This is a genomic window from Candidatus Methylopumilus universalis (assembly GCF_006365315.1).
Lineage (GTDB): Bacteria > Pseudomonadota > Gammaproteobacteria > Burkholderiales > Methylophilaceae > Methylopumilus > Methylopumilus universalis.
Genome location: NZ_CP040968.1, coordinates 1,036,904 through 1,063,274 on the forward strand (window position 1 = coordinate 1,036,904; position 26,371 = coordinate 1,063,274).

Annotated in this window: 24 protein-coding genes and 1 other RNA gene; 8 read left to right on the forward strand and 17 right to left on the reverse strand. The window is 37.5% G+C overall.

Annotated features, from left to right (window positions below; genetic code table 11):
* The 10 genes from ftsW to rnpB form a co-directional block, all read right to left on the reverse strand.
* Positions 1-1,158, reverse strand: a complete 1,158-nt coding sequence (ftsW, locus tag FIT79_RS05450) for a putative lipid II flippase FtsW (RefSeq protein WP_139868342.1) — start codon at positions 1,156-1,158, stop codon at positions 1-3.
* Positions 1,155-2,504 carry a UDP-N-acetylmuramoyl-L-alanine--D-glutamate ligase gene (murD, locus tag FIT79_RS05455; RefSeq protein ID WP_139868344.1) on the reverse strand — a complete coding sequence of 450 codons (1,350 nt, stop codon included), beginning with the start codon at positions 2,502-2,504 and terminating at the stop codon, positions 1,155-1,157. Before murD ends, ftsW begins: the two co-directional genes overlap by 4 nt.
* Positions 2,501-3,604, reverse strand: coding sequence for a phospho-N-acetylmuramoyl-pentapeptide-transferase (gene mraY, locus FIT79_RS05460; protein ID WP_139870629.1), 1,104 nt, complete (start codon positions 3,602-3,604; stop codon positions 2,501-2,503). Before mraY ends, murD begins: the two co-directional genes overlap by 4 nt.
* A 23-nt stretch (positions 3,605-3,627) precedes the next feature.
* The gene (locus FIT79_RS05465; RefSeq protein WP_139875892.1) at positions 3,628-4,974 is read right to left on the reverse strand and encodes a UDP-N-acetylmuramoyl-tripeptide--D-alanyl-D-alanine ligase; all 1,347 of its coding nucleotides are present in this window, start codon (positions 4,972-4,974) and stop codon (positions 3,628-3,630) included.
* The gene (locus tag FIT79_RS05470) at positions 4,975-6,405 is read right to left on the reverse strand and encodes a UDP-N-acetylmuramoyl-L-alanyl-D-glutamate--2,6-diaminopimelate ligase (protein WP_139875893.1); all 1,431 of its coding nucleotides are present in this window, start codon (positions 6,403-6,405) and stop codon (positions 4,975-4,977) included.
* Positions 6,402-8,147, reverse strand: coding sequence for a peptidoglycan D,D-transpeptidase FtsI family protein (locus FIT79_RS05475; protein WP_223259388.1), 1,746 nt, complete (start codon positions 8,145-8,147; stop codon positions 6,402-6,404). The genes FIT79_RS05470 and FIT79_RS05475 overlap by 4 nt, the downstream gene beginning before the upstream one ends.
* Positions 8,144-8,407, reverse strand: a complete 264-nt coding sequence (gene ftsL / locus FIT79_RS05480) for a cell division protein FtsL (protein WP_139868350.1) — start codon at positions 8,405-8,407, stop codon at positions 8,144-8,146. Before ftsL ends, FIT79_RS05475 begins: the two co-directional genes overlap by 4 nt.
* On the reverse strand, positions 8,408-9,358 hold the full coding sequence (gene rsmH, locus FIT79_RS05485) for a 16S rRNA (cytosine(1402)-N(4))-methyltransferase RsmH (protein ID WP_139872018.1): 951 nt from the start codon (positions 9,356-9,358) through the stop codon (positions 8,408-8,410).
* Between the two features lie 24 nt (positions 9,359-9,382).
* Positions 9,383-9,829 (reverse strand): division/cell wall cluster transcriptional repressor MraZ, encoded by a 447-nt coding sequence (gene mraZ, locus FIT79_RS05490; protein ID WP_139875894.1) that lies wholly within the window; start codon positions 9,827-9,829, stop codon positions 9,383-9,385.
* A gap of 204 nt (positions 9,830-10,033) precedes the next feature.
* Positions 10,034-10,324, reverse strand: an RNA gene (gene rnpB / locus FIT79_RS05495) — RNase P RNA component class A.
* A 263-nt stretch (positions 10,325-10,587) separates the two neighbouring features.
* On the opposite strand from rnpB, the gene FIT79_RS06785 reads away from it, so the two are divergent.
* Positions 10,588-10,743: a helix-turn-helix domain-containing protein gene (locus FIT79_RS06785; RefSeq protein ID WP_223259626.1), complete on the forward strand. Its 156-nt coding sequence runs from the start codon at positions 10,588-10,590 to the stop codon at positions 10,741-10,743.
* 10 nt (positions 10,744-10,753) lie between these two features.
* On the opposite strand, the gene pyrC is transcribed toward FIT79_RS06785, so the two are convergent.
* The gene (gene pyrC, locus FIT79_RS05505) at positions 10,754-11,791 is read right to left on the reverse strand and encodes a dihydroorotase (protein WP_139875895.1); all 1,038 of its coding nucleotides are present in this window, start codon (positions 11,789-11,791) and stop codon (positions 10,754-10,756) included.
* On the reverse strand, positions 11,784-12,629 hold the full coding sequence (gene rsmI, locus FIT79_RS05510; protein WP_139875896.1) for a 16S rRNA (cytidine(1402)-2'-O)-methyltransferase: 846 nt from the start codon (positions 12,627-12,629) through the stop codon (positions 11,784-11,786). Before rsmI ends, pyrC begins: the two co-directional genes overlap by 8 nt.
* A 127-nt stretch (positions 12,630-12,756) precedes the next feature.
* Here rsmI and FIT79_RS05515 point away from each other — a divergent pair, with 127 nt between their 5' ends.
* The 5 genes from FIT79_RS05515 to FIT79_RS05535 all read left to right on the forward strand — a co-directional run bounded on the left by FIT79_RS05515 (position 12,757) and on the right by FIT79_RS05535 (position 17,146).
* Positions 12,757-13,326 (forward strand): BON domain-containing protein, encoded by a 570-nt coding sequence (locus tag FIT79_RS05515; RefSeq protein ID WP_139872024.1) that lies wholly within the window; start codon positions 12,757-12,759, stop codon positions 13,324-13,326.
* Between the two features lie 219 nt (positions 13,327-13,545).
* Entirely contained in the window at positions 13,546-13,872 is a 327-nt protein-coding gene (gene trxA, locus FIT79_RS05520; RefSeq protein WP_139872026.1) for a thioredoxin TrxA, read from the forward strand.
* A 58-nt stretch (positions 13,873-13,930) separates the two neighbouring features.
* Positions 13,931-15,190, forward strand: coding sequence for a transcription termination factor Rho (gene rho / locus FIT79_RS05525; protein ID WP_139868366.1), 1,260 nt, complete (start codon positions 13,931-13,933; stop codon positions 15,188-15,190).
* Positions 15,191-15,263: 73 nt separating this feature from the next.
* Positions 15,264-15,464 carry a 50S ribosomal protein L31 gene (gene rpmE / locus FIT79_RS05530; RefSeq protein ID WP_139868368.1) on the forward strand — a complete coding sequence of 67 codons (201 nt, stop codon included), beginning with the start codon at positions 15,264-15,266 and terminating at the stop codon, positions 15,462-15,464.
* 50 nt (positions 15,465-15,514) lie between these two features.
* Complete coding sequence (locus FIT79_RS05535; protein ID WP_139875897.1) at positions 15,515-17,146, forward strand: ArnT family glycosyltransferase; 1,632 nt, start codon at positions 15,515-15,517, stop codon at positions 17,144-17,146.
* 4 nt (positions 17,147-17,150) lie between these two features.
* Here the strand turns inward: FIT79_RS05535 and FIT79_RS05540 are convergent, their stop codons facing one another.
* From FIT79_RS05540 to FIT79_RS05560, 5 genes are read right to left on the reverse strand one after another with little or no spacing between them, the layout of a single operon-like run.
* A complete protein-coding gene (locus tag FIT79_RS05540) occupies positions 17,151-17,363 on the reverse strand; it encodes a formate dehydrogenase subunit delta (protein WP_139875898.1) in 213 nt (70 codons plus the stop codon).
* Between the two features lie 2 nt (positions 17,364-17,365).
* Positions 17,366-18,184, reverse strand: a complete 819-nt coding sequence (gene fdhD / locus FIT79_RS05545) for a formate dehydrogenase accessory sulfurtransferase FdhD (RefSeq protein WP_139875899.1) — start codon at positions 18,182-18,184, stop codon at positions 17,366-17,368.
* 9 nt (positions 18,185-18,193) lie between these two features.
* A complete protein-coding gene (fdhF, locus tag FIT79_RS05550; RefSeq protein ID WP_139875900.1) occupies positions 18,194-21,040 on the reverse strand; it encodes a formate dehydrogenase subunit alpha in 2,847 nt (948 codons plus the stop codon).
* Between the two features lie 39 nt (positions 21,041-21,079).
* A complete protein-coding gene (locus tag FIT79_RS05555) occupies positions 21,080-22,633 on the reverse strand; it encodes a formate dehydrogenase beta subunit (protein WP_139875901.1) in 1,554 nt (517 codons plus the stop codon).
* Positions 22,630-23,046, reverse strand: a complete 417-nt coding sequence (locus tag FIT79_RS05560; RefSeq protein ID WP_420886682.1) for a formate dehydrogenase subunit gamma — start codon at positions 23,044-23,046, stop codon at positions 22,630-22,632. Before FIT79_RS05560 ends, FIT79_RS05555 begins: the two co-directional genes overlap by 4 nt.
* Positions 23,047-23,229: 183 nt before the next feature.
* Here FIT79_RS05560 and FIT79_RS05565 point away from each other — a divergent pair, with 183 nt between their 5' ends.
* Both FIT79_RS05565 and moaA read left to right on the forward strand, forming a co-directional pair.
* Positions 23,230-25,353 carry a molybdopterin-containing oxidoreductase family protein gene (locus FIT79_RS05565; RefSeq protein ID WP_139868382.1) on the forward strand — a complete coding sequence of 708 codons (2,124 nt, stop codon included), beginning with the start codon at positions 23,230-23,232 and terminating at the stop codon, positions 25,351-25,353.
* Between the two features lie 11 nt (positions 25,354-25,364).
* Entirely contained in the window at positions 25,365-26,369 is a 1,005-nt protein-coding gene (gene moaA, locus FIT79_RS05570) for a GTP 3',8-cyclase MoaA (protein ID WP_139868384.1), read from the forward strand.
* The last annotated feature ends 2 nt before the right edge of the window (positions 26,370-26,371 follow it).

The window sequence follows — 26,371 nt, forward strand, 5'->3', positions numbered from 1 at the left end:
TTAAATTCCTCTTAAGCCTCTTCGATTTTCCCAATCAATTCTGAGTAATATCGCAAGCGCAATCATATTGGCCAAAATACCACTACCACCGTAAGAAAGGAGTGGCAAGGTTAACCCTTTTGTAGGAAGAAGCCCCATGTTGACACCCATGTTAATAATGCCTTGCGTACCAAACCAAATGCCAATACCTTGAGATAACAGAGCTGAGTAATAACTCTCATTAATAATAGCTTCTTTAGCAATACCAAAAGCTCTAATTACAAGCCATGAGAATAATCCAATGACAATAAGCACACCAAAGAAACCAAATTCTTCAGCTAATACAGCCAAAATAAAATCAGTGTGTGCTTCGGGCAAATAAAGTAATTTTTCGACACTACCACCTAACCCTACCCCAAAAAATTCGCCACGACCAAAAGCTATAAGAGCGTGAGATAACTGGTAACCTTTTCCATATGGGTCAGCCCATGGATTAAAAAAACCTACTAATCTTTGGTATCTATAGTCAGAGCTATAAATTAAGGCTGCCATACCAATAGGTGCAACAATGGAAAGGCCCATCAGTATTTTTTTGTCTATGCCACCTAAAATTAAGGTACACATTGCAATGACTAAGATTACAGCAAATGCTCCGAAATCTGGTTCAAGCAATAACAATGCTCCTAATAACATAATCACTGCTGCCATTGGAAGAAACCCTTTCAGAAAACTCCCAATTTCTTTTGATTTTCTTAAAACATAATCTGAAGCGTACATAGCAGTAAATAATTTCATAAATTCCGAGGGCTGCATATTAAATACAAATAATGAAATCCAACGCCTACTTCCATTCACAACATGGCCAATACCTGGAATGAGAACAAGAATAAGTAAGACCATGCCTGCCATAAATAAATAAGGCGACATCTTTTGCCACCAGCGAATAGGAATTTGGAAAATAATAAATCCGACAACAAATCCCAATGAAATATAAATTGATTGTCTTAATAAAAAAAAGTAATTTTGATGTTTAGTTAATTTGCTAGATTCAGCAAAAGAAATTGAGGATGAATAAACCATAATCAGGCCAATTGCAATTAATATTAATGAAACCCAGAAAAGGCCTTGATCAAAAGAAGGTTTATCTATTGTCGATTTATTAGAAAATTTATCGATCATGATTTATTTTTTAACTTACTCACGCAATCCTTAAAAACTTCACCGCGATGTACGTAATTTTTAAACATATCGGTACTTGCACATGCTGGAGAGAGAAGAACTACATCTCCCGCTTTAGCAAGCTCAAATGATTTGATAATTGCTGATTCAAGATTTTTTTCAATACTTGTTGGAATGGCCCCACCCTTAAATACTTCTTGTATTATTTTTGCGTCCTTACCAATCAAAGAAATATTTTTTACTTTATCCTTAGATGGGCCTATTAATGGCTTAAAATTTTGACTTTTGCCATCCCCTCCGGCAATCAGTAAGATTGGCTTGGACATGCTTTGAATAGCAGCAATCGTTGCTCCAACGTTTGTACCTTTTGAATCATTATAAAAATCAATACCTGATATAGAGTTAACATATTCGACTCGATGTGGGGGAGCGTTAAATTGACTTAGTACTTTTTTGATCACATCTTTTGAAATATTAAATGGCTCACAAAGAGCCAAAGCAGCCATTACATTTAGAATGTTATGTTCACCCTTAAGTTTAATGTCTTCTAAAGAAATAATTTCAGCGCTACCTTTTGCGATGAAATATTGGTTACCATTTTTTTTAATGCCATAATTTTTCTCGTCCAAATGAGTTCCGAATGTTAAAGAGCTTTCATTAATCTGAGATTTTAGATAATCGTCTTCTCTATTTAAGATAATATTTTTAGCATGATTAAATATCCTATACTTGGCTTTAGCATACTCTTCCATGGATCCGTATCGATCCATATGGTCTTCTGAAATATTTAAGACTGCAGCAGTTTCGAGCGCTAATGAATATGTCGATTCCAACTGATAGCTGGATAACTCAAGAACATATACCTCTGGCGCTTTTTGATTTAAAGTATTTAATATAGGGATCCCAATATTTCCTCCGACAATAGTTGATATGCCGGCCGCTTTTAATAAATCCCCAACAAGTGAAGTAACTGTCGTTTTGCCATTTGAACCTGTAATGCCAATCACTTTTGAACTCACAGATTTAACTTGCGCAAACATTTCAATATCACCAATTACAGGTATGCCTTGATTTAATGCCTTTTGAATATAACTTTCTTTCAACGACATACCTGGGCTAATGATAATTAATTCAACATCATGAATAATGGTATCGTTGAATTTTTTCCCGATCGTAAATTTAACGTCTTTAAATTTTTCTTTTATCGTCTCAAAATTATCAATTGTTGGCCTTGTATCAATAGCTTGAATATCGCATTCTTTGTTTGCTAAAAAATGTAGGGCGGACTGCCCTGTCTCTCCAAGACCAATCACCAAGACTTTCTTTTTATTAAAATTGATGCTCATCTAATTTTTAGCGATGAGATCCCAATTAATACAAGCATCATTGTTATGATCCAAAATCTAACAACGACCTGCGTTTCTTTCCAGCCTTTTTTCTCATAGTGATGGTGAAGTGGCGCCATAAGAAAAATTCGCTTACCAACACCATATTTAAATTTAGTATATTTAAAGTACATGACTTGAATAGCAACAGAAAAAGTCTCGACTACAAAAATACCGCCCATAATAAATAAAACAATCTCCTGTCTTACAATCACGGCAATTGTGCCAATAGCAGCGCCTAGAGCAAGTGCGCCTAAATCTCCCATGAATACTTCCGCAGGATAAGTGTTAAACCATAAAAATCCCAAACCAGCACCAGCCATTGCAGTGCAAAATATAGCCAACTCACCAGCACCGCTGATATAGGGAATGCCTAAATATTTAGCAATAACATAATTACCTGCAACATAAGCAAAAACCCCTAAAGCACTTGCAACTAATACAGCCGGCATAATTGCTAGGCCATCGAGGCCATCTGTAAGATTAACTGCATTGCTGCTCCCTACAATGACGATATAACTTAAAAGTATAAAAGCAGGTCCGCTCATCGTAAAACTTACATCCTTAAAAAATGGAAGAATAAGCGAAGTCTGTTCGGGTGTAACAGCGTTAGACCAAAGATATATAGATGCACCAAGGCCTATAATTGATTGCCACAAATATTTTTGCCCGGCACTCATACCATTCGGATCTTTATAAATAACTTTTTTTAAATCATCAATAAATCCAATAAGGCCAAAACCAAGCGTGACAATTAACAAAACCCAAATATAGTTGTTCCTTATGTCCGCCCAAAGTAATGTCGATACAATAATTGATACCAATATCAAGCCACCCCCCATTGTGGGTGTGCCTGTTTTAATTAAGTGATCTTTGGGGCCATCTGATCTAACAGCTTGTCCTATATTGAACTGATTAAGTTTCTTGATTAGCCAAGGGCCAAAAGCGAAAGAAATAACTAATGATGTGATTGTCGCCATCACAGCTCTTAATGTAATGTAATTAAATACATTAAACCCATGGATCTCTTTTGCTAAAAACTTAAATAATTCGAGCAACATAATTTTTATCTTTCTTAAAAATTTTAAGTAAGTGCATCTACAACCTCTTCCATTTTCATGAATCTAGAGCCTTTAACAAGCACACATGAATTCTTTTTTATCTTGGTTTTGATGTAATTTATAAGTGCTTTTTTATCCTCAAACCATTTTGCATTCCCTTTACAATGGTCTATAACGTGTTTCGTCAATTTTCCTGTTCCAACTACTTCTAATATTTTATTTTTTTTGATATAAGCCCCTATTGATTTATGGTACTCAACTTCTTTTTTTCCTAACTCGCCCATATCACCAATAATTAATATTTTTTCACAGTCTTGATTTGCAAGAACATCAATTGCAGCTCGCATTGAGGCAGGATTCGCATTGTAGGTATCATCAATCAAGATACAGCCACGAAGTCCTTTTTTGAGTTCCAATCTTCCATGTACTGACTTGATAGATTCAATACCTCGCTTAATAGCCTTTAAGGGAATTTTTAGTGCAATAGAAGCGGCAATGGCTGCTAATGCATTTTTTAAATTATGCTCGCCCTTTAATTTGACTTTAATTTCCACGATTCCTTTTGGTGTTTTAATTTGAGAAATGCCTTGAACCGTTTTCTTGACATATACATCGGATTTTGAAGTTAGTCCAAATGTCATAACTTTTTTACGAAGAGCAGCAGTCTTTAGTACGCTATAAAATTCATCTTCTCTATTTATAACTGCAATGCCATTCTTTTTGAGCCCTGAAAATATTTCTGATTTTGCTTTTGCAATACCTGCTTTTGAACCAAAAAATTCAATATGAGCCTCTCCTATATTTGTTATTACTGCGACATCAGGTTTTGCAATTTCACTTAAATATTTAATCTCGCCCTTATGATTCATACCCATCTCAACTACAGCAAATTTTTGAGTTTTTTTAATATTTAGTAAGGAAAGTGGAAGTCCTATATCATTATTGAAATTTCCTTTGCTCATCAGGACTTTTAATTTACTACCAACATAGCAAGAAATAATACTTCCAATCATTTCTTTAGTGGTGGTTTTACCATTACTTCCTGTGATAGCAACAAGAGGTATTTTAGATTGGGCTTTCCAATACTGAGCTATCTTGCCTAAAGCTTCTCGCCCATTTTTAACGATTATTTTATTTTCTAAATTTTTAACGTCTTTCGATACAATTGCAGCTAATGCGCCTTTTTTAATAGCAATTTCTGCAAAATTATCCCCGTCAAATTTTTCGCCTTTAATACCTAAAAATAAATCATTATTTTTAATATCATTACTATTGATAGAAATGTTTTTTATTGTTTTATGAAGCAAAGCGGTATCGCCATAATATCGGCCAGAAACAAGTTTTTTAATCTTATTTAAAGTAATTCGCATTCAGCTCGCCTTGTAAACTTTGAGCGCTTTTCTTGCACATGTTTGATCACTAAATGGATGCTTAATGCCTTTAATTTCTTGATAGGTTTCATGTCCCTTTCCAGCAATAAGGACGACGTCATCTTTTTTAGCATTCATAATTGCTTTTTCTATTGCCTTATGTCGATCAAATTCAATACGATAGGACCCTTTCATATGCTTGCTAATTTCTTTAATAATTTTTCCGGGACTTTCATTCCTTGGATTGTCTGACGTAATAAAATTAATATCAGCTAAGTTAGAAGCTATCTCTGCCATATCTTTTCTTTTTCCGGCATCTCTATCTCCTCCGCAACCAAATACACAGATAAGATTACCGTCAGTTTGATTTTTAAGAGTTTGCAGTACTTTTTTTAAAGCGTCTGGTGTGTGGGCATAATCAATAAAGATATTTGGGGTATTTTTAGATCTTAGTCTTTCCATTCTCCCTGGAACCTGAGATATATAACTTATTTGTTTCACAATTTTTTTTATTGAATTGCCAGATGCTATCAGTGAAGTAATTACTGCTAGTAAATTATATACATTAAACTCGCCTACCACAGGCGCTTCTACTTTGTATGTTTCTTTTTTATATGCAATTTGGAAACGTGTGCTCGAATTTGAATATTCAATGTGTGTCGCTTTAATATCGCCACTTTTTATTCCATAACTTAAAACTTTAGTTTTATTCTTTACAAGAAAATTTTTTAGTTTTTTTCCATAAGAATCATCGATATTAATAACTGCAACTTTCAAAGATGGGAATTCAAATAACTTCTTTTTTTCATTGAAATAATTCCGAAAGTTAAGATGGTAATCTAGATGGTCCCTTGATAAATTGGTAAAAACTGCAATATCGAAAAGAATTCCATTCACTCTCCCCTGAGACAATGCGTGAGATGAAACTTCCATTACAGCTGACTTTATTTTTTGATTTTTAAATTGTCTTAAAATACGATGATTTGATATCGCATCAGGCGTTGTATACGTATGTGATTTTAATTTTTTGTACCCAAACCCCAGCGTCCCTATGACGCCTGTTTTTTTGCCCAGGAGATTTTGTATTTCAGCTGTCCAGTACGCACAAGATGTTTTTCCGTTTGTGCCAGTGATACCTATAGTGAGTATTTGCTTCGAAGGCTTTTTAAAAAATGTATGGGCAATTTCACCTTCTTTATTTTTTAATTCTGATACAGCATAATGTTCTGTATGCCATGTTTTTTTCCATACAAAATTTTTCTTTTCATAAAGTATTATTTTCGCGCCTTTTTTAATAGCCGCTTCAATATAAGTTCTTCCATCATTATGCAGTCCAGGATAGGCTAAAAATAAAGAATTATTTTTTATATGCCTACTATCGTTTGATATATCAGAGAAGCGATGTCCAATTTTTTTTAACACACTCTTCATATCGTTTCTTTAATGTTTTTATTGTCTTGCGGTAAAACTTTATTTTGAGTTTTTATATCTTGTGGAATCTTTAATATCTTCATGACGTCAGCCATTACACTGCTAAAAACTGGAGCCGCTACTGCTCCTCCGTAATGACTTCCAATGCTTGGTTCATCTATCATCACTGCCATAATAATTCTTGGATTTGAAACTGGGGCTAGACCTACAAATGACCCTATATTTTTATTCTTTTCATAAGCGCCATTTGCTCCAATTTTTTCAGCGGTACCTGTCTTGCCTGCAACTCTATATCCTATAATTTTTGCATTACCTCCAGTACCCTCTTCCACAACTTGTTCCATCATTTCTACCATAGTTCTCGCTGTTTGCTTTGTGAATACTTTTGTACCCATAGGAATTTCATCTTTTTTGAATAATGTAACTGGCTTCATTTCCCCGTCGTTAGCAAAAACTGTATAAGATTGAGCCAATTGAAGAAGTGTTAAATTAATCCCATGTCCGAAAGATATAGTTGCCTGGTCTACTTTGCCCCAATTTTTATAATCACGAAGTCTTCCAGAGGCTTCCCCAGGAAACCCTGCCGAAGTTTGCATTCCAAACCCTACTTTATTTAAAGTAGACCACAAACTCTTGGGTGTTTGCATTAATCCAATTCTTGCTGCACCTACATTGGAAGACTTTGCAATCACTTCTGAAACTGTCATAAAAGGTTTGCTACCATCAGCATGAGCATCATGTATTGTGGCTGATCCAATTTTCATCAATCCTGATGAAATTTCTACCAATGAACTTGGATTAAGAATTCCAGCGTCTAACGCTGAAGACACTGTGAATGGTTTAATTGTTGACCCAGGCTCGAACACATCTGTCACTGCTCGATTTCTTGTGGGGCCGCCACCTTCCCTAAAATTATTAGGGTTATAAGAAGGAAGATTAGCCATAGCTAGCACCTCTCCCGTTTTTGCATCTAGCACTATAGCCGAGCCTGCTTTAGCTTTATGAATTTCGATTGATTTAGCTAATTCTCTATATGTTAAATATTGAATTCTTGCATCTATTGAAAGCTTTATGTCGTGCCCATCTTGCGGCAGTTTCACTTCCTGGAGATCATCCACAATCTTGCCAGCACGGTCTTTAATAACTTTTTTACTCCCGAGCTTACCGGAAAGAAATTTATTTTGAGAAAGCTCAATGCCTTCTTGCCCTATATTATCGAGATTAGTAAACCCAACTAAATTAGCAGTGATGTCAGCAGCCGGATAAAACCTCTTAAACTCTTTTTGAAAAAAGATTCCGGGTATTTTCAACGCTTGTAATCTTCTTGCATCTTCAGGCGAGATTTGTCTTTTGAGATATATAAATTCTTTTTTATTATTTAATAATTTTTGATCAACCTCATTCGCACTTAACTTAAGAATATTTTCTAATTCTAATTTTTGATCTTTAGTTATTTTGACATTTGGTGGATTTACCCAAACTGACTCTACCGGACTACTGATCGCTAAGATATCTCCATTCCTGTCGGTAATTTTTCCTCTATCTGCGTAAAGAGAAATTACTCGAGTGCTCGTAGCATTTCCTTTCGACTGTAAAAATTTTTTATCTAAACTTTGTAAATAGAATGCTCTAAAAATAAGCGTTAGGAATCCAGCTAAGAATAAAAGCAAAATTAATCTTCTTCGAATACCCGAGAGCTCAAAAAATGTTTTCTCAACTTTATTGTTGATAAATAAACTCAAGGCCGCTCCAATAAAATAATTTTTTTAGGTTCGGGGGTTTTCATTTTTAATGATTTTTTTGCAACTTCTTCGATTCTTCCGTGCATTGCCCAAGTGCTCTGCTCAAGTTGCAATTGGCTATACTCAGAATTTAGCTTTTTGCCAATCTCTTTTTGTTGATCAAGTTCAAAATAAAGCTTTCTTGATTGATGTTGTGAGTTTATTTTTGCAAGCGCCATAAGTAGGATTACAAAAAATAAAATAAAATTCACTTTTGTCATTTAATGCGCAGTCCTTTCAGCAACTCGCATAATTCCACTTCTTGCTCTTGGATTACGTTTTACCTCGGCTTCACTTGGCCTTATAGGTTTTGTCACAATATTCAATCGGGGTTTTGGTAACTCATCATTTCTAATTGGAAAATTAGGGGGTAAAGTATCTCTATTTTTTTCATCGTTAATAAATTGCTTCACTATTCTGTCTTCAAGCGAGTGGAAACTAATCACTACCATAATGCCGTCGGTTTTTAATAACTCTAAAATTTTAGGCAGCGCTTCTTTTAACTCTTCTAGCTCTCGATTTACATAGATTCTTAATGCTTGGAATGTTCTTGTTGCAGGATCTTGTCCAATTTCTTTTTTGGGCATATGGTCTGCGACAATTTTTGCAAGCTGTTTCGTTGTTTCAATCGAACCTACTTCATCTCTCTCTTTAATGATTGCGGTAGAAATTCTTCGCGCAAATTTCTCTTCGCCATATTCTTTTAAAATCTTTTCTAATTCTTTTTGTTCGATCTTTTTTAAAAGTTCAGCTGCTGTTATGCCCTTTGTTTGATCCATCCGCATATCCAGGTGCGCATTGAATCTAAAACTAAAACCACGATCGCCTTGATCAATTTGTGGTGACGAAATACCCAAATCAAGTAATACGCCATCTACTTTTGAAATGCCTTTAGCGGCTAAAACTTGATCGATTTCTGAAAAATGTGCGTGCACAATTTCGAATCTCGTATCTTTAATTTTCAAACCTTCTTCATATGCAGATTTATCTCGATCAATCGCGATTAATCTTCCTTCTTGATTTAACTTTTCTAGAATTAATTTGCTATGCCCGCCCCGCCCAAAGGTGCAATCTACATAAACACCATTTTTTTTTAAAACTAAATGCTCAACTGCTTCGCTTAAAAGGACAGTAATATGCTCATGATTAAAATTATGTTGTGCTTGATTCATGAGGCATTAAATTAAATTGCATCGTTAAAGTGAGAATCCCTCGAGTTCAATTGGCATACTTGTAGCTTCTTGTTCTGTGGCATTTTGTATTTGCAGATCCCAAGCTTCTTTATCCCAAAGCTCAAAATGACTTCCCTGTCCGACTAACATGGCTTGCCTCTCTACCTTTGCAAATTCTCTTAACACTTGAGAGAGGAGTAATCGGCCTGCTGTATCTAATGAAATGTCTTCTGCATAACCTACGAGCAATCTTTGTAACGCGCTCGATTTTTTATCAAAACTTGAAAGTGCCATGATCTTTGACTGGATAGGTTCCCAAGCAATCTGGGGGTAAATCAATAAACATCCATGGGGGTGAGCTGTAATGACTAAGTCACCTGAAGACTGGACGAGCAAATCTTCTCTATGCTTTGTCGGCATTGCAATTCTGCCTTTAGCATCAATATTCAAGAGATTAGCGCCTCTAAACATAATTCCCGACCTAATTATTTAATTCAAAAAAAGTGGGAAATTACTAAATACCCTTAGTTCTACTTAGAAATTTCCCACAAAAAACCACTTTTTTCCACTAATGACACTATAGATAATAAAAAAGAGCTCTGCAAGCTCTTTTTTGAAGGTTTTTTCATATATGACAAGGGTTTGGAAGAATAAAGCTAGGGATTTTTAAGAAAAAGTTGAAGCCAACCGATAAGCCGGGTTCTGTCGTGGACAGTCATTCATCTAGGCACATGATTACTCATGCACTCAAGCAGTCTACCCGGTAGCAACACGAGCCGTGCTATTACTACCCTATTTGACTTTGCTCCGAGTGGAGGTTACCGCGTTTCACCGTAACTAAATACGCTCGTCTCTGTGGCCCTATTCCTCGTTTCGCAACGTACGGCCGTTAGCCGTCACTCTGCTCTGTGGAGCCCGGACTTTCCTCTGCTTGAGTTAACAAGCAGCGACTGTCTAGTCAGCTTCGCATGGATTTTAACACACCTATAAAACGTCCCTTTCGGGTGTGTTCAATTGACGTGGGACGCAAGCTATATATTTGCTATTTAAAGTTTACAAAAAGCTATGTAACCCTTACTAGCATTTGGCTTCTTAAATTTTTGTAAACTAAAGATGGAAGACGGTTCTGGGATAGTCATTTAAGGTTGAGCCCATGTCAACAAAAACAAAAGCTTTCGGTCGAGCTTTAAAAAAAATTAGACTCAAAAAAAAAATTAACACAAGAAGGTTTGTCGCTTGAAGCTCAGCTCGCAAGGGTTTATATATCTGAACTCGAATATGGGAAGAAAACACCTTCCATTGAGACTGTATTTAAAATATCCAAAGCTTTAAATGTCAAGTGTTCTAAGTTAATGGATTTAACTGAAGAAGAATTCATTGGATAATCAAACTTATCTAATCAATTAAGCGCCAAGCAATTTTTCTTCCAGCATATAGCGGAACAATAGCTTCATCACCTACATTAATTTTTTCAGGAACAAGCCAGTCTTCTTTAACGAGATTAATTGACGATTTATTTCTTTCTAGTCCGTAGAAATCAGCTCCGTAGAAACTTGCAAAACCTTCTAATTTATCAAGCGCATTGAGCTCATCAAATACTGCAGCATAAAGCTCAATAGCGCTTGCCGCAGAAAAAATACCTGCGCAACCACAAGCATTTTCTTTTGTTGATTTTAAGTGAGGTGCGCTGTCGGTACCTAAAAAGAATTTGGCATTGCCTGATGACACTGCATTTAAAAGTGCTTGACGATGTGTCTCTCTTTTTAAAACGGGAAGACAATAATGATGCGGATTGATACCGCCTATAAACATATGATTTCTGTTTAATAAAAGATGTTGTGGTGTGATCGTAGCTGCCAGTTTTTTAGAGGTACTTAAAATAAAGTCGGCAGCATCTTTTGTAGTGATGTGTTCCAATACAATTCTCAAATTGGGGAATGTTTTATGTAGCCTTGATAAATGTTGATCAATGAATACTTTTTCACGATCAAAAATATCAACTGCTGAATCGACCACCTCACCATGAAGCAAAAGTGTTACATCTAATTTTTCCATGAGTTCAAAAATATCGTAACGATCATCAATGTTTCTAACACCCGAATCTGAATTAGTTGTGGCACCGGCTGGGTAGTATTTAATCCCTACAATGTTTTGATGCTCAGGAATTTTTTTAATTTCATCAGGTGAAGTGTTATCTGTGAGATATAAAGTCATGAGTGGCTGAAAGTGGGTATCACTTTTTAAAGCCTTTTTAATTCTTGATTCATATTGAATCGCTTGATCTACAGTCGTAATGGGCGGTTTTAAATTCGGCATCACGAGCGCCCTTGCAAATTGCTTCGCGGTATAAGGCACAACGGACGCCATAAGTGCATCATCTCTTAAGTGCACATGAAAATCATCCGGAGTAGTAATCGTTAAAGTTTTAGTCATCTTTTTTTATTTTTAAAGCTTCGTCATATAAATAATTTTTGTTGATACTTAATATTTCTACGCCTAATTTCACAGCTGCATTCGTCGGCATATGATTGAGTAATATTTTCAATATTCTATGCTGATCTTCGCTCAGTAATTCATTTTTTTCATGATGCATCGGGGATACCAAAATCACAAACTCACCTTTTTGAAAATTACTATCGCTTTCAATAATCTCTCTAACCTTTGAAACTTCGCCTCGATAAATACTTTCGAATGTTTTGGTGAGTTCTCGCGCCACCACAATATGATGTTTGTCCCCAAAAAAATCAGCCATATCATTCAAGGTTTTGATGATGCGGTGCGGTGCCTCATAAAAAATTATAGGGCATGTTTGCGTTTGAAGGTTTTCAAACGTCTTAATTCTTTGGCTGCTCGACGTCGGTAAAAATCCATAAAAATGAAAGCTTGTATGTTCCATCCCTGAAATTGAATAAGCCGCTGTGACTGCAGAAACGCCTGGAATAGGAATAACTTCAAAACCAGCAGCTGCAACCTCTTTGACGATAAGGCCACCAGGGTCGCTGATATTTGGGGTACCTGCATCTGATACCAACGCAATATGTTTACCGTCTCTTAAATATTCAATGATTTTTTGTGCGGAAGCTTTTTCGTTATGCTGATGAACTGCAAACTGTTTTTTTTCAATGGAAAAATGAGACAAAAGGCCTTGGGTATGTCTCGTATCTTCTGAAGCAATGAGATCTACTGATTTGAAAGTTTCTAGCGCTCTATAAGTAATGTCATTTAAATTGCCTATAGGTGTCGCTACTACATACAATATTCCACTCATCATCAACAGCCCAATTATTTTTAAAGCACTTAAAAAGCTCTTTTAAGTCGCTTACTCAAGACCTCTTTAAAAGAGATATAATCATTTTGTCACATATAAATGCTAAGTTAATAAAACTTTAGAGGAAACCATGCTTAAACATATCAAATTATTTTTTATTTCATTTGTCTTGTTGCAACTCTTGGGATGCCCTGCTGCCATTATTGGTGGAGGCGCTATAGGTATGGATACAATGGCTGATCGCAGAACGCCAGGCGTCATTCTTGAAGATTCTAATATTGAATTAAAGGCTTTTGCTGGCATTCAAAAACTCCAAGGTGACATTCATACAAATGTCACAAGCTATAACGCACATGTACTTGTATTAGGTCAGGTGCCGAGCGAGGAAATTAAATCAACCATTACAGCTCAGATTAAAGCGTTAGCTAACGTCAAATCGGTGATGAATGAGCTCACGATTGAGCCTGTGAATTCTTTATCAGCAAGAGCGGAAGATACTTTAATTACATCCAGTGTGAAGGCCCGATTTTTCAAAGAAAATAAGGTTTCACCTTTTTACGTCAAAGTCATAACTGAAAATAAGGTGGTCTATCTTATGGGTCTTTTGAACGAAAAAGAGGCCAAAGAAGCTGAAGAGATTGCGAAAAATACAAATAAAGTTATAAAAGTAGTGAAGCTTTTTGAATATATAAAAAATTAAGCAAAAAATTTCTGTCTTAAGTCTTTGAAAATAAAAGACTATTAAATAGCCTAAGACTATTCTATGCCAGGCCTTACGCGCCATTTGATTTAATTAAAGATGTTGTTATAATGTTTTTCATAAGTTTTTTCAAAAAATTCAAGTTAGTTCTAAATCCCAAAATAAATTGCCCGTAACGCTAGCTAGCTTAATTACAGAATTAATCCATTAAAGGTCATCATGAGCAAAAATATTATCCATTTGTCAGACGCAACATTCGAAACTGAAGTGCTTCAATCTACCCTTCCTGTTCTAGTTGACTACTGGGCAGAGTGGTGTGGTCCTTGCAAAATGATTGCACCTATTCTTGATGAAATATGCAAAGACTACGATGGTAAGTTAAAAATTGCTAAACTTAATATCGATGAAAATGCACAAACCCCAGCTAAGTTTGGCATCAGAGGCATTCCTACTTTAATGATTTTTAAAAATGGCAATGTCGAAGCGACTAAAGTTGGCGCCTTATCAAAATCCCAATTAACAACATTTATCGATAGCAATATCTAAAGCTTACCTCTCTCTTTAAAACCCCCCCCAACGTAAGACTAATCGGAAACCCCCAAACATGCATTTATCTGAATTAAAACACCTCCCCATTGCACAACTTGTAGAAATGGCGATCACGGACGAAATCGAAAATGCGAGTCGCATGAGAAAGCAAGATTTAATCTTTGCAATCCTAAAAAACAAAGCAAAAAAGGGAGATAGTATTTACGGGGATGGCACTTTAGAAGTATTGCAAGATGGGTTTGGATTCTTAAGATCACCCGACACATCTTACTTGGCAGGTCCTGATGATATTTATGTATCGCCTTCACAAATCCGTCGCTTCAATCTTCATACAGGAGACACCATTCAAGGTGAAATTAGAACACCTAAAGATGGAGAGCGTTACTTCGCACTTGTAAAAGTAGATGAAGTTAACAATGAAGCGCCAGAAAATACAAAAAATAAAATTCTTTTTGAAAACTTAACGCCCCTATTTCCAACTATACCTCTCACGCTTGAAAGAGATATTAACGGTGAGGAAAATATTACAAGTCGCGTGATTGATATGATTGCGCCGATTGGTAAAGGTCAACGTGGCTTGATTGTAGCGAGTCCTAAAAGTGGTAAGACTGTCATGATGCAAAATATCGCACATGCCATCACATCAAATCATCCTGACGTATCTTTAATTGTGCTTCTAATTGATGAGAGGCCAGAAGAAGTGACTGAAATGACGAGGTCTGTAAAAGGTGAAGTTGTTGCGTCAACATTCGACGAACCTGCAACACGTCACGTTCAAGTAGCTGAAATGGTTCTTGAAAAAGCGAAGCGTCTTGTTGAACACAAAAAAGACGTAGTGATCCTCTTGGATTCCATTACGCGATTGGCAAGAGCTTACAACACAGTCATCCCTTCATCCGGTAAAGTGCTTACCGGCGGTGTCGATGCCAATGCGCTTCAAAAACCAAAACGTTTCTTTGGGGCAGCCCGTAATATTGAAGAAGGTGGCTCGCTCACAATCCTTGCAACCGCTTTGATTGATACAGGCTCACGCATGGATGATGTGATTTACGAAGAATTCAAAGGTACCGGTAATATGGAAATTCATCTTGATCGTAAAATGGCTGAAAAACGACTCTACCCAGCAATTAATGTAAATAAATCAGGTACTCGTAAGGAAGAACTTCTTATCCCTAAAGATAATTTACAAAAAATATGGGTACTTAGAAAACTTCTCCACCCTATGGATGACTTGGAAGCGATGGAATTTTTGCTAGACAAGATTAAAGCCACTAAAAATAATAACGACTTCTTTGACAGTATGCGAAGGGGTTAAGACGTAAAATTGATTGATTTTTGGTCCTAAATCATTGATAATGCGGATCTATTGAACTAAAGTTGGAAAAATTATGAAAGCTGATACACACCCAAATTACGCTGAAATTAATATCACATGTAGCTGTGGTAATAAGTTCAAAACACAATCAACAGTTGGAAAAGATATGAACATTGAAGTTTGCTCACAATGTCATCCTTTCTATACAGGTAAACAAAAGATTTTAGATACTGCAGGCCGTGTTGAGAAATTCAAACAAAAATATGGCATGTAAGACATTATCCTTATATCAAAAGGCAGCATAGGCTGCCTTTTTTTTTAAATATGCGATTTCAACTCGAGCACGATTGGCAAGATAATATGGCTACCCCTCGCAGCCGATTAGGTGAGCGGGCCAAAATCCATTCCTTTGTCGTTTTATGTATTATTTGGGTATTTGCAGGACTTTTTGGTCATGCGCCCTGGAAAGGCTATGAGACGCAAAGTATCAGTGCGATTCATGCGGTACTGAATGGTCATATATTAGCGCCAATGGCTGCCAGTGAAGACATACTTATCAATCCACCCCTTTACTATTGGACAGGGGCCATCCTTGGCAAACTTCTCACACCCTTAATATCACTTCATGACGCGAGCAGAATGATTAATGCCTTGTGGATGGGTCTTACCATTTTAATGATAGGTATGTTGAATCGAGAGTTATGGGGTACCGGCTTTGGAAGACAAGCGGCTCTGATTTTTATAGGTTCAGTAGGTCTCATATTTAATGTGCATACGCTTATGCCTGGTATTGCCACATTAACAGGTCTTACCATGGCATTTTATGGTTTGGCTCTTTCTAAAAGACGCCCTTTTAGATCCGCCCTACTTTTAGGCTTTGGTTTAGGCATAAGTTTCTTATCAGGTGGGATCATGCCACTTCTTATTCTTATACTTTCAAGCCTTCTCTTACCTATGCTTTTTCAAGTATGGCGAACACGTCGTTATGCTCTAGTTCTCAGTTTAAGTCTTCTTGTGAGTCTACCCTTTCTAATAGTATGGCCAGTACTTCTATGGTGGTATCAACACGACATATTTATGAGATGGATTAATCATTTCCAATTATTTCAAACACAAAATTATATTTTTTATATCAAAAATCTTTCCTGGTTTGCTTGGCCAGCGCTCCCTCTTGCAGTCTGGGGCCTGTGGAAATTCAGAAGCAAGATATGGTCTCAAACTAAATTTCAATTACCAATTATCTTTTTTGTATCTGCATTAATTCTTACTTCTTCTTATGCAACAAAGAACCAAGCTTTCCTAATGCCGTTTCTAATTCCACTATCAACAATTGCAGCGGGTAGTATTGAAAATTTAAGAAGAGGTGCTGCAAGCGCACTTAACTGGTTTGGCATCATTTTATTTTCGACCATTATTTTTCTCATCTGGCTTGGATGGAATGCCATGCTCACAGGCTTCCCAAAAAAAACATACGAGCGTATGCAATTTTTAGCACAAACTAATGAATCACATTTCAATATTTTTATTTTAACCATTGCGATACTTTTGACGCTAGTTTGGATTTTTTCTTTGGTAAAAACAAGAATTACAAATCGTTCATGTACGACAAATTGGTCTATTGGCCTCACAGTGAGTTGGGCACTCCTGATGGCTTTATGGCTTCCATGGATTAATCATAAGAAAGATTTTAGTCCGCTTTTTTTATCCATGGGAAAAGTGATGCAAGATAAAGCTTGTCTCACGACTCACAACATTAATAACGCACAAATTGATTTGATTGATTATTATTTAAATATAAAGGCTAGCAGAGAAGGTGATCGAAGTAATTGCAATTACTTACTTATTTACCAATTACACAAAAAAGATCTTCCACCGATTAGTGAAAATTGGAAACTAGTATGGAATGAAAAACAACCAGGCGATAAAAATAATTACAAATTATTTTATAAAGAATAAATACTCAAAGATGCTTTTGGATTGCATCAATCACAATTACTTCTAAACCTTTTCCTGCATTTTTTGCAACATGCTCTTTAATTTGATTGCGCATAGGTGGCGCCCAGAATTTTGTTAAATGATTTGCAATTTCTTCTTTCGCTTTTTCCTGATCTGGGTAAGATTTAAAAAAAGAACCGATTTGATTGGCCATCGTGATAAGTTGATCAATGTTCATAATTAATTTTTTGTAACTCTTTCAGTAAAAGTATAAATCACATATTGAGGGGCTCTTGCAAAGCCAATCAAACATAGTCCATATTTTAACGCAGATCGAATTGCAAGTCCCGTGGGCGCTGATATTGCAATCAGCGTTGATGCACCTAGCATCACTGTTTTTTGAACCATCTCATAACTTGCTCGACTTGTAGTAATTACAAAACCTTTGCCATTAAAGCCTTTTTTTTGAAGGGCACCAATTAATTTATCCAAAGCATTATGTCGACCCACATCTTCGCGGACTAACTGAATTTCTCCTTGTTCATTTGCCCATGCGCATGCATGTGTAGCACCTGTTTTCTTTTGGAGTGATTGCGTTGTATGAAGTGCCTCGAGTGCTTTTATAATCGCAGTCTCTTTAATTGAAAAAGTGATATCTATCTTTTTTTCTGGCAATCTTAAAGCTTGATCTAAGTTTTCAGCCCCACATAAACCGCAACCAGTTCGGCCAAGAAGATTTCTACGTTTATCTTTTAATGATTGAAAACGAGCTGATGCAATTTCAATTTGAAGTTCAATACCTTTCGGCTGATGAATAATTTCAATTCCATAAATATCGCTTTTATTTTCAATAATACCTTCTGAAAAAGAAAATCCTAGAGCAAAATCTTCAAGGTCTGAGGGGGAGGCTAACATAACTGCATGTGATATGCCGTTATAGACAAATGCAATTGGCACTTCTTCTGCAATGTCATCTTTTTCAACTGTTTTTGAATTACTTTTTAAAACTTCATAAGTCTTAAAACTATGTTCTGTGTCAATAAAAAGGTCTTGTGCCACTTGTTAAATTTAATGAATTTTTAATTCTTTAGATTTACCTGCAAATTCAATTTGTTCTTCACTAAAATGTTGGTATTGCTTCTGCCAATCAGATAATTGTGTCACTTTATTTACCTGCACAGCTGTTACTTTAAATTCAGGGCAGTTTGTTGCCCAATCTGAATTATCAGTCGTGATCACATTAGCACCTGATTCGGGATGATGGAATGTGGTATAAATCACACCAGGTTGAACTCGCTCTGTAATTTGAGCCCTTAATACAGTCTCACCTGATCGACTCACAATACCAACCCAATCACCTGATTGAATACCTCTTTCTTCAGCGTCATGAGGGTGAATCTCAACTAAATCTTCTTCATGCCACGCTACATTCTTCGTTCTTCTAGTCTGTGCACCCACATTGTACTGAGAAAGTATTCTTCCCGTCGTTAGGATTAGTGGGTATTTCTGAGTCACTTTTTCTGAAGTAGGCACATATTCAGTAATAATAAATTTACCTTTGCCGCGCACGAATTCATCAATATGCATTGTCGGTGTGCCAAGAGGATGTTCATCATTGCAAGGCCATTGAATACTTCCTAATTCATCTAGCTTCTTATAACTTACACCTCTAAATGTTGGTGTGAGTCTTGCAATCTCATCCATGATGTCTGATGCATGGCTATAGTCCATTTTGTAACCTAAGGCATTAGAAAGCATCTGTGTGATCTCCCAATCTTCGTATCCATTTTTAGGAGGCATTACTTTTCTCACTCTAGAAATACGTCTTTCTGCATTTGTAAATGTGCCGTTCTTTTCTAAGAATGAAGAGCCTGGCAAAAATACATGCGCATACATGGCGGTTTCATTTAAAAATAAATCTTGCACAATCACGCACTCCATCGACTCCAATGCATGCGTTACATGTTGTGTATTAGGATCTGATTGAGCGATGTCTTCGCCTTCACAATAGAGCGCTTTAAATTGTCCGTCGATAGCGACATCTAACATATTAGGAATTCTTAAGCCAGGTTCATTTTGTAATTTCACGTCCCATGCTTTTTCAAATAAAGCCAAAGTCGCTTTGTCAGATACATGTCGGTAACCTGGGAATTCATGTGGAAACGATCCCATGTCGCAGGCGCCTTGAACATTATTTTGTCCTCTTAAAGGGTTAACCCCTACACCCTCTCGACCGATGTTGCCTGTCAACATAGCAAGATTAGCAATACCCATAACCATCGTTGAGCCTTGACTATGTTCAGTGACACCCAGTCCATAATAAATCGCGGCATTACCACCTTTAGCAAAAAGTTTTGCAGCGGCCCTTACATCTTTAGCATCTACGCCAGTAAATGCGCTCATCGCTTCAGGTGAATTTTCAGGTTTGGTAATAAAGTCTTTCCATGATTTAAATGCGTCATCTTCACAACGCGCTTTAATGAAAGAATCATCCATGAGTTTTTCAGTCACAATCACGTGGGCTAATGCATTTACGATAGCAACATTGGAACCAGGTTTAAGTTTTAAATGATAATCCGCTTTGATGTGAGGTGAGTTATCAACAAGATCAATAGCACGAGGATCGACAATGATAAGCTTCGCACCTTCTCGTAAACGTCTTTTCATTTGTGACGCGAATACAGGATGGCCGTCTGTTGGGTTAGCACCAATGATCATGATCACGTCCGAATGCATGACTGAGTCAAAATTTTGCGTCCCTGCAGACTCGCCAAGTGTTTGCTTGAGTCCATAGCCTGTGGGTGAATGACAGACGCGTGCGCATGTATCAACATTATTATTACCCAGTGCTGCACGGACTAATTTTTGCACTACATAAACTTCTTCGTTCGTACATCGTGAAGATGAAATAGCGCCTACTGAATCACGCCCATATTTTTTTTGAATGCGCTGAATTTCACTCGCTGCATAATTAATAGCCACATCCCATGTCACTTTTTCCCAAGGATCATGAATGCTTTTACGAATCATCGGTGTAGTGATGCGATCTTTATGTGTCGCATATCCCCAAGCAAACCTTCCCTTAACACAGGAATGTCCATGATTAGCACCACCATCTTTGTTGGGTGTCATACGAACTACTTCTTCACCTTTCATTTCTGCATGAAATGAACAGCCCACGCCACAATATGCACAAGTCGTTGTGACACTATGTTCTGGAACACCTGCCTCAATAATTGTATTTTCAATAAGGGTTGCTGTTGGGCATGCTTGCACGCATGCGCCGCATGAAACGCATTCTGAATCTTTAAAATCTTTATTACCTGCTGATACCTTGGAATCAAAACCCCGGCCTTGAATAGTCAGTGCAAATGTACCTTGAACTTCTTCACATGCTCTGACACATCTTGAACAAACAATGCATTTTGAAGGATCAAACGTAAAATAAGGATTTGAAGTGTCTTTAACGCTCTTTAAATGATTTTCACCTTCGTAGCCATAACGCACATCTCGAAGACCAACAGCGCCTGCCATGTCTTGTAATTCGCAATCACCGTTCGTAGCGCAAGTTAGACAATCCAAAGGATGATCTGAAATATAGAGCTCCATCACACCGCGCCTAATATCAGCGAGCTTAGGTGTTTGTGTATGTACTTTAATGCCTTCAGCAACAGGTGTTGTGCATGAAGCTGGATAGCCTCGACGACCTTCAATTTCAACTAAGCAAAGACGGCATGAACCAAAGGGCTCTAGACTATCTGTAGCACATAATTTAGGAACGGTAACACCGGATAAAGATGCTGCATGCATGACGGATGTGCCCTCAGGCACTGACACAGACACGCCGTCAATTATTAAATTAACAGTCTTATCTGAAATTCTTTTGGGTGTTCCAAAATCTTTTACATCATCCATATTTTATCTCTAAATAAATCACCAAATTACCCTATCAGTCTATGCCTTGAGCTCTTTTGCATCAACCCCAAAATCTTTAGGGAAATGATTTAAAGCACTCAATACTGGATAAGGCGTCATACCGCCCAGTGCACATAAAGAACCATTTAACATGGTATCTGAGAGGTCTCTGATTAATGCGACATGTTTTTTAACTTCTTGTCCATTGATGATGTGATCGATCACTTCGACACCGCGCGTGGATCCTATCCGACAAGGTGTACATTTTCCGCATGATTCGATAGCACAAAAATCAAATGCATAGCGCGCCATCTTTGCCATATTGACTGTCTCATCAAACGCTACAATGCCGCCATGTCCTAATACTGCCCAGATCTCAGAAAATTTTTCATAGTCAAGCGGAGTATCAAATTGAGACTCAGGCAAATAAGCACCCAAAGGTCCCCCTACTTGCACGGCCTTAATTGGCTTGCCTGACAAAGAGCCGCCACCAAAATCGTAAAGGAGCTCTCTTAAAGTAATACCGAATGCTTTTTCAATCAATCCCGTCTTTTTTAAATTGCCGGCAAGCTGAATCGGAAGTGTGCCTCTGGATTTGCCCATACCAAAGTCTTGATAATACTTAGCACCTTTAGCCAAAATAATAGGGATAGTAGCTAACGAAATCACATTATTCACAACGGTCGGTTTACCAAATAAACCTTCAATCGCAGGGAGTGGCGGCTTAAATCTAACCAACCCTCTCTTGCCTTCTAAGCTTTCTAAAAGTGAAGTTTCTTCACCACATATATATGCACCTGCCGCACGCCTTACTTCTAAATGAAAGGCTTTGCCAGATTTTAAAATATCGTCGCCTAAGTAGCCTGCGCCCTTGGCTATATCAATAGCTTGATTTAAAGTTTTTAGCGCATGAGGGTATTCAGAACGTAAATAGATATAGCCTTGTGAAGCTCCGACTGCAAGGCCGGCTATGATCATCCCTTCAATGAGCACGAAAGGATCGCCTTCCATAATCATGCGATCTGAATAGGTACCTGAGTCGCCTTCATCCGCATTACATACAATATATTTTTGTATCGCTTTAGTATCTAAAACTGTTTTCCATTTAATACCTGTAGGAAAAGCAGCGCCGCCTCGGCCTCGCAAACCAGAATCTGTCACTGTCTGAACAATCGCTTGTGGATTTAAATTTAGCGCATTCTTTAAGCCTTGAAATCCGTCATGCTCAATGTATTGATCAATACTGGTGGGCTCAGTAATGCCCATGCGCGCAAAAGTTAGGCGCTCTTGTTTTTTTAACCAATCGATTTCTGATACCAGGCCTAATGCAAGATGATGTTTACCACCATTAATAAAATCTGCATCAAATAATGACTTCGCGTCACTTGGATTAATGGGACCAAATCCTATACGGCCTTGAACTGTTTCGACTTCAACCAATGTTTCTAACCAAAACAATCCGCGCGAACTATTTCGTACGATTTGAATGTCTAGTTTTCTGGCTTGCGCTTCTTTTAATATAGCTTCTGCAACTTGATCTGCGCCAAGCGATAATGCGGTGGAATCTTTCGATACAAAAATTTTAATACTCATGATGCACGCTTTAAATCTGAAATAAGTTGATCTATTTTTTTACTGTCTACTCGGCCATAAACTTCTTCATCGATCATCACCGCAGGAGAGCATGCACAATTGCCTAAACAATAAATGGGCTCTAAAGTAATAGCGCCATCAGCGGTTGTTTCATGAAACTCGACACCGAGTTTATTTTTAATATGATTCTCAAGCGCTTCACTTCCCAAAGCCTGACAAGATTCTGCGCGACACACTTGAAGAATATGGCGGCCAGGTTTATGGGATCTAAAATGATGGTAAAAAGTCACAACGCCATGGACTTCTGCCACTGACAAACTAAGTCCTTTAGAGATTAAAGGATAGGCGATTTCTGGCACAAAACCTAAGTCATCCTGGATAGCGTGCAAAAGGGGCAATAAGGCGCCAGGCATAGACTGGTGCTCAAAAATATGCTGATTTATGATCTTAAGATCATTTGGATTTAAGACAAGGTCTTCCAACGATATCTCCAGATTTTTCTTGAGTGCTTGGCTCAAGAGCAAAATAAAATAGTATTATAAATTACCAGGATGATATTCACTTAAGTAATTTCATTATTGAAGGGGTGTTTAAAGATGGGAACACAAAAAGAAAGCAAATATTTTCATGGGGGCTGCCCTCATGACTGTCCTGACACTTGCTCAATGGTTTATGAGGTAGAAGACAATAAACTCATAGGCGTTAAAGGCAATGCGGATCATCCAATGACACGTGGTGGGCTGTGTGTGAAACTTCAAGATTATGAAAAACGCCACTACCATCCAGACCGCCTTCTATATCCTATGAAGCGAATCGGTCCAAAGGGAACAAAACAATTTCAAAGAATTTCCTGGGACGAAGCGCTCGATACCATAGTTAATAAATGGCAATCCATTATTAAAGAATTTGGTTCAGAAGCCATTATGCCAAACAGCTACTTAGGCAATCAAGGCTTGGTGCATGGCATGAACGGGGGAGACTCTTTCTTTGCTCGATTAGGAGCAACCGTTACTGAAAGAACATTCTGCGGAGAGGGTTCGGCCACGGCTTGGCTGCTTACCCTTGGCCCCACTGCAGGGGTCGATCCAGAGAGCTTTATTCATTCGAAATTTATTATTATTTGGGCTTGTAATTCGGTGAGCACCAATATTCACCATTGGCATATTGTTAAAGAAGCGCAAAAAAAAGGCTCAAAGGTTGTTGTCATTGATGCTTATGCTTCAAGAACGGCTAAAGAAGCAGATTGGCATATTTGTCCCAAGCCTGGCACTGACGGTGCTTTAGCGATGGCAATGATGCATGTGATTATTGAAGAAGGATTGGTGGATCAAGACTATGTAGACAAATATACAGTAGGCTTTCCAGAATTAGCAGAACTGGCAAAAAAGAGAAGTCCTGAGTGGGCAGAAGAAATCACGGGCGTCTCAGCGAATGATATTCGAAAATTAGCCCGAGAATATGCAACGACCCAACCATCAGCTATCAGAATTGGTGTAGCCCTTGAAAAAAGCTGGGGAGGCGGTCAAGCAATTAGAGCCGTTGCATCTCTTCCAGCACTTACTGGAGCTTGGCGTCACGTAGGTGGAGGCATCCTTCAATTCCCAGTATGGGAGCAGCCTTATAGATTTGATGTCATTTGCAGGCCTGACTTAATTCCAGAAGGCACACAAGTTGTTAATAACCTTCAGCTGGGCCGTGTTTTAACGGGCGAACAAAAACTAAAAGTGCCTATCAAGTCAATGATGTGCTGGAATACAAATCCCGTCACTCAATCAACGGAAAGCGAAAAAATCTTAGAGGGCTTGAAGCGCGAAGATCTATTTTTAGTTTCCGCAGAGCACTTTATTTCCGATACTGCAGCCTATGCTGATATTCTGCTTCCAGCATCCATGGGGGCAGAACAAGAAGATATCATTTTATCTTGGGGTCATTTATACCTCACCTACAATACAAAATGTATAGAATCCCCAGGTGAAGCCGTGCCAAATTATGAAATTTTCAGACGTCTTGCTAAAAGATTTGGTTTTGAAGAAGAATGTTTTAAATGGTCAGATACTGAATGTCTTCAACATTATATCGACTGGAATTCTCCGGCCTGTAAAGACATTGATTTGGATTATTTAAAAAAACATGGTTATGCGAGAATCAATGTGGGCACAAAAGATAATCGAGCGCCTCACAAGGAAGGAAAGTTTCCAACACCATCTGGCAAATGTGAATTTAGGATAGTCGGGGCTAAGAATTTTGTTGCTGGGCCTTTTAGGCAAATGTACGAAGCTTTTCAGCCAGGAGATGATATTCCTGAGCTGCCTGATTATGTGCCGTCCAAAGAAACAGCATCCGCAAATCCAGCTTTAGCTAAAAAATATCCATTAAATATTTTGGCGCCAAAAAGTCATGGCTTCATTAATTCGAGTTACGCCAATATCGAAAATAAGCTTAAGGCTCAAGGAGAGCAGTTTGTGATGATTCACCCATTGGATGCAGAAGAAAGGGGCATTAAAAATGGCGATCGAGCTAAAGTATTTAACGATCGAGGATTTTTTGAAGCTGTATCAAAGATAACAACCGATGTTAATAAAGGAATCGTAGTTACAACACTGGGCTATTGGAGACAACTAAATAATGGTGTCGTCAATTCAGTGAGCTCCAATGCTTTTGGTGATATGGGAAACTCACCAACTTCCCATGATTGCTTGGTCGAAGTTCAATTAGCTTAATTAAATTGACAATGCAGAGCCCTCCGCTTATGGGATTAACAGATCAATTTCATCGAAAGATTAATTATCTTCGATTATCTATTACCGATCGATGCGATTTTCGTTGTGTTTATTGTATGAGCGAAGATATGCAATTTTTACCTCGTGACGAAGTTCTTTCTCTTGAAGAATCTGCAAGAATTATAAAAATTTTTGCTTCTCTTGGTGTCACAAAAGTAAGGATTACGGGTGGTGAGCCTTTAGTTAGAAAAAATATTTCGTGGCTTTTTCATGAAATATCAACTATTAAACCTCTAAAAGAAATTGTCATTACAACGAATGGTAGTCAGCTAGCGCAGCATGCGCATATGCTTAAAATGTCGCAAGTTAAACGTATTAATATTAGCCTTGATAGTCTTGATCCCGTTCTTTTCAAAAAAATCACGCGCACGGGTGACTTAAATAAAGTACTGCTCGGTATTGATGAGGCCATCAAAGAAGGCTTTTCGAATCTCAAACTTAATTCCGTTTTAATGAAAGGGATTAATGATCACGAAGCCATCGATTTAGTTAACTTTGCATTGCATAAAAAGATGGATATTTCTTTTATTGAAGAAATGCCTTTGGGTGACATTGACCATAAAAGAAAAGATACTTTTGTCAGTAATAATGAAGTCTTAAAAAAATTACAGGCTCATTTTAATTTAATCCCCACCACTTTTTCTTCTGGCGGTCCTGCTAAATATTGGCAAATTGCAAATCAATCTTCTAAGATTGGTTTTATTTCTCCGCACAGTCATAATTTTTGCGACACGTGTAATCGCGTTAGAGTTTCATCTAAGGGCGAATTATTTTTATGCTTAGGGCAGGAAGAAAAAATTGAGCTCATGCCTCTTTTACGTCAGTATCCAAATGAAGACTGGCCAATTCAAAAAGCCATTATAGAGAGTATGGCGATCAAACCAGAAGCACACAACTTTAATCTTGATGCAACAAAACCTGCAGTTGTGCGATTTATGTCGCATACCGGAGGTTAAAT

Excerpts from the sequence above, each read along its gene's own strand:
- ftsW (WP_139868342.1), bottom strand. The coding sequence starts at position 1,158 with ATGATCGATAAATTTTCTAATAAATCGACAATAGATAAACCTTCTTTT.
- murD (WP_139868344.1), bottom strand. The coding sequence starts at position 2,504 with ATGAGCATCAATTTTAATAAAAAGAAAGTCTTGGTGATTGGTCTTGGA.
- mraY (WP_139870629.1), bottom strand. The coding sequence starts at position 3,604 with ATGTTGCTCGAATTATTTAAGTTTTTAGCAAAAGAGATCCATGGGTTT.
- FIT79_RS05465 (WP_139875892.1), bottom strand. The coding sequence starts at position 4,974 with ATGCGAATTACTTTAAATAAGATTAAAAAACTTGTTTCTGGCCGATAT.
- FIT79_RS05470 (WP_139875893.1), bottom strand. The coding sequence starts at position 6,405 with ATGAAGAGTGTGTTAAAAAAAATTGGACATCGCTTCTCTGATATATCA.
- ftsL (WP_139868350.1), bottom strand. The coding sequence starts at position 8,407 with ATGACAAAAGTGAATTTTATTTTATTTTTTGTAATCCTACTTATGGCG.
- rsmH (WP_139872018.1), bottom strand. The coding sequence starts at position 9,358 with ATGAATCAAGCACAACATAATTTTAATCATGAGCATATTACTGTCCTT.
- mraZ (WP_139875894.1), bottom strand. The coding sequence starts at position 9,829 with ATGTTTAGAGGCGCTAATCTCTTGAATATTGATGCTAAAGGCAGAATT.
- pyrC (WP_139875895.1), bottom strand. The coding sequence starts at position 11,791 with ATGACTAAAACTTTAACGATTACTACTCCGGATGATTTTCATGTGCAC.
- rsmI (WP_139875896.1), bottom strand. The coding sequence starts at position 12,629 with ATGATGAGTGGAATATTGTATGTAGTAGCGACACCTATAGGCAATTTA.
- FIT79_RS05515 (WP_139872024.1), top strand. The coding sequence starts at position 12,757 with ATGCTTAAACATATCAAATTATTTTTTATTTCATTTGTCTTGTTGCAA.
- trxA (WP_139872026.1), top strand. The coding sequence starts at position 13,546 with ATGAGCAAAAATATTATCCATTTGTCAGACGCAACATTCGAAACTGAA.
- rho (WP_139868366.1), top strand. The coding sequence starts at position 13,931 with ATGCATTTATCTGAATTAAAACACCTCCCCATTGCACAACTTGTAGAA.
- rpmE (WP_139868368.1), top strand. The coding sequence starts at position 15,264 with ATGAAAGCTGATACACACCCAAATTACGCTGAAATTAATATCACATGT.
- FIT79_RS05535 (WP_139875897.1), top strand. The coding sequence starts at position 15,515 with ATGCGATTTCAACTCGAGCACGATTGGCAAGATAATATGGCTACCCCT.
- FIT79_RS05540 (WP_139875898.1), bottom strand. The coding sequence starts at position 17,363 with ATGAACATTGATCAACTTATCACGATGGCCAATCAAATCGGTTCTTTT.
- fdhF (WP_139875900.1), bottom strand. The coding sequence starts at position 21,040 with ATGGATGATGTAAAAGATTTTGGAACACCCAAAAGAATTTCAGATAAG.
- FIT79_RS05555 (WP_139875901.1), bottom strand. The coding sequence starts at position 22,633 with ATGAGTATTAAAATTTTTGTATCGAAAGATTCCACCGCATTATCGCTT.
- FIT79_RS05560 (WP_420886682.1), bottom strand. The coding sequence starts at position 23,046 with ATGCCTGGCGCCTTATTGCCCCTTTTGCACGCTATCCAGGATGACTTA.
- FIT79_RS05565 (WP_139868382.1), top strand. The coding sequence starts at position 23,230 with ATGGGAACACAAAAAGAAAGCAAATATTTTCATGGGGGCTGCCCTCAT.
- moaA (WP_139868384.1), top strand. The coding sequence starts at position 25,365 with ATGCAGAGCCCTCCGCTTATGGGATTAACAGATCAATTTCATCGAAAG.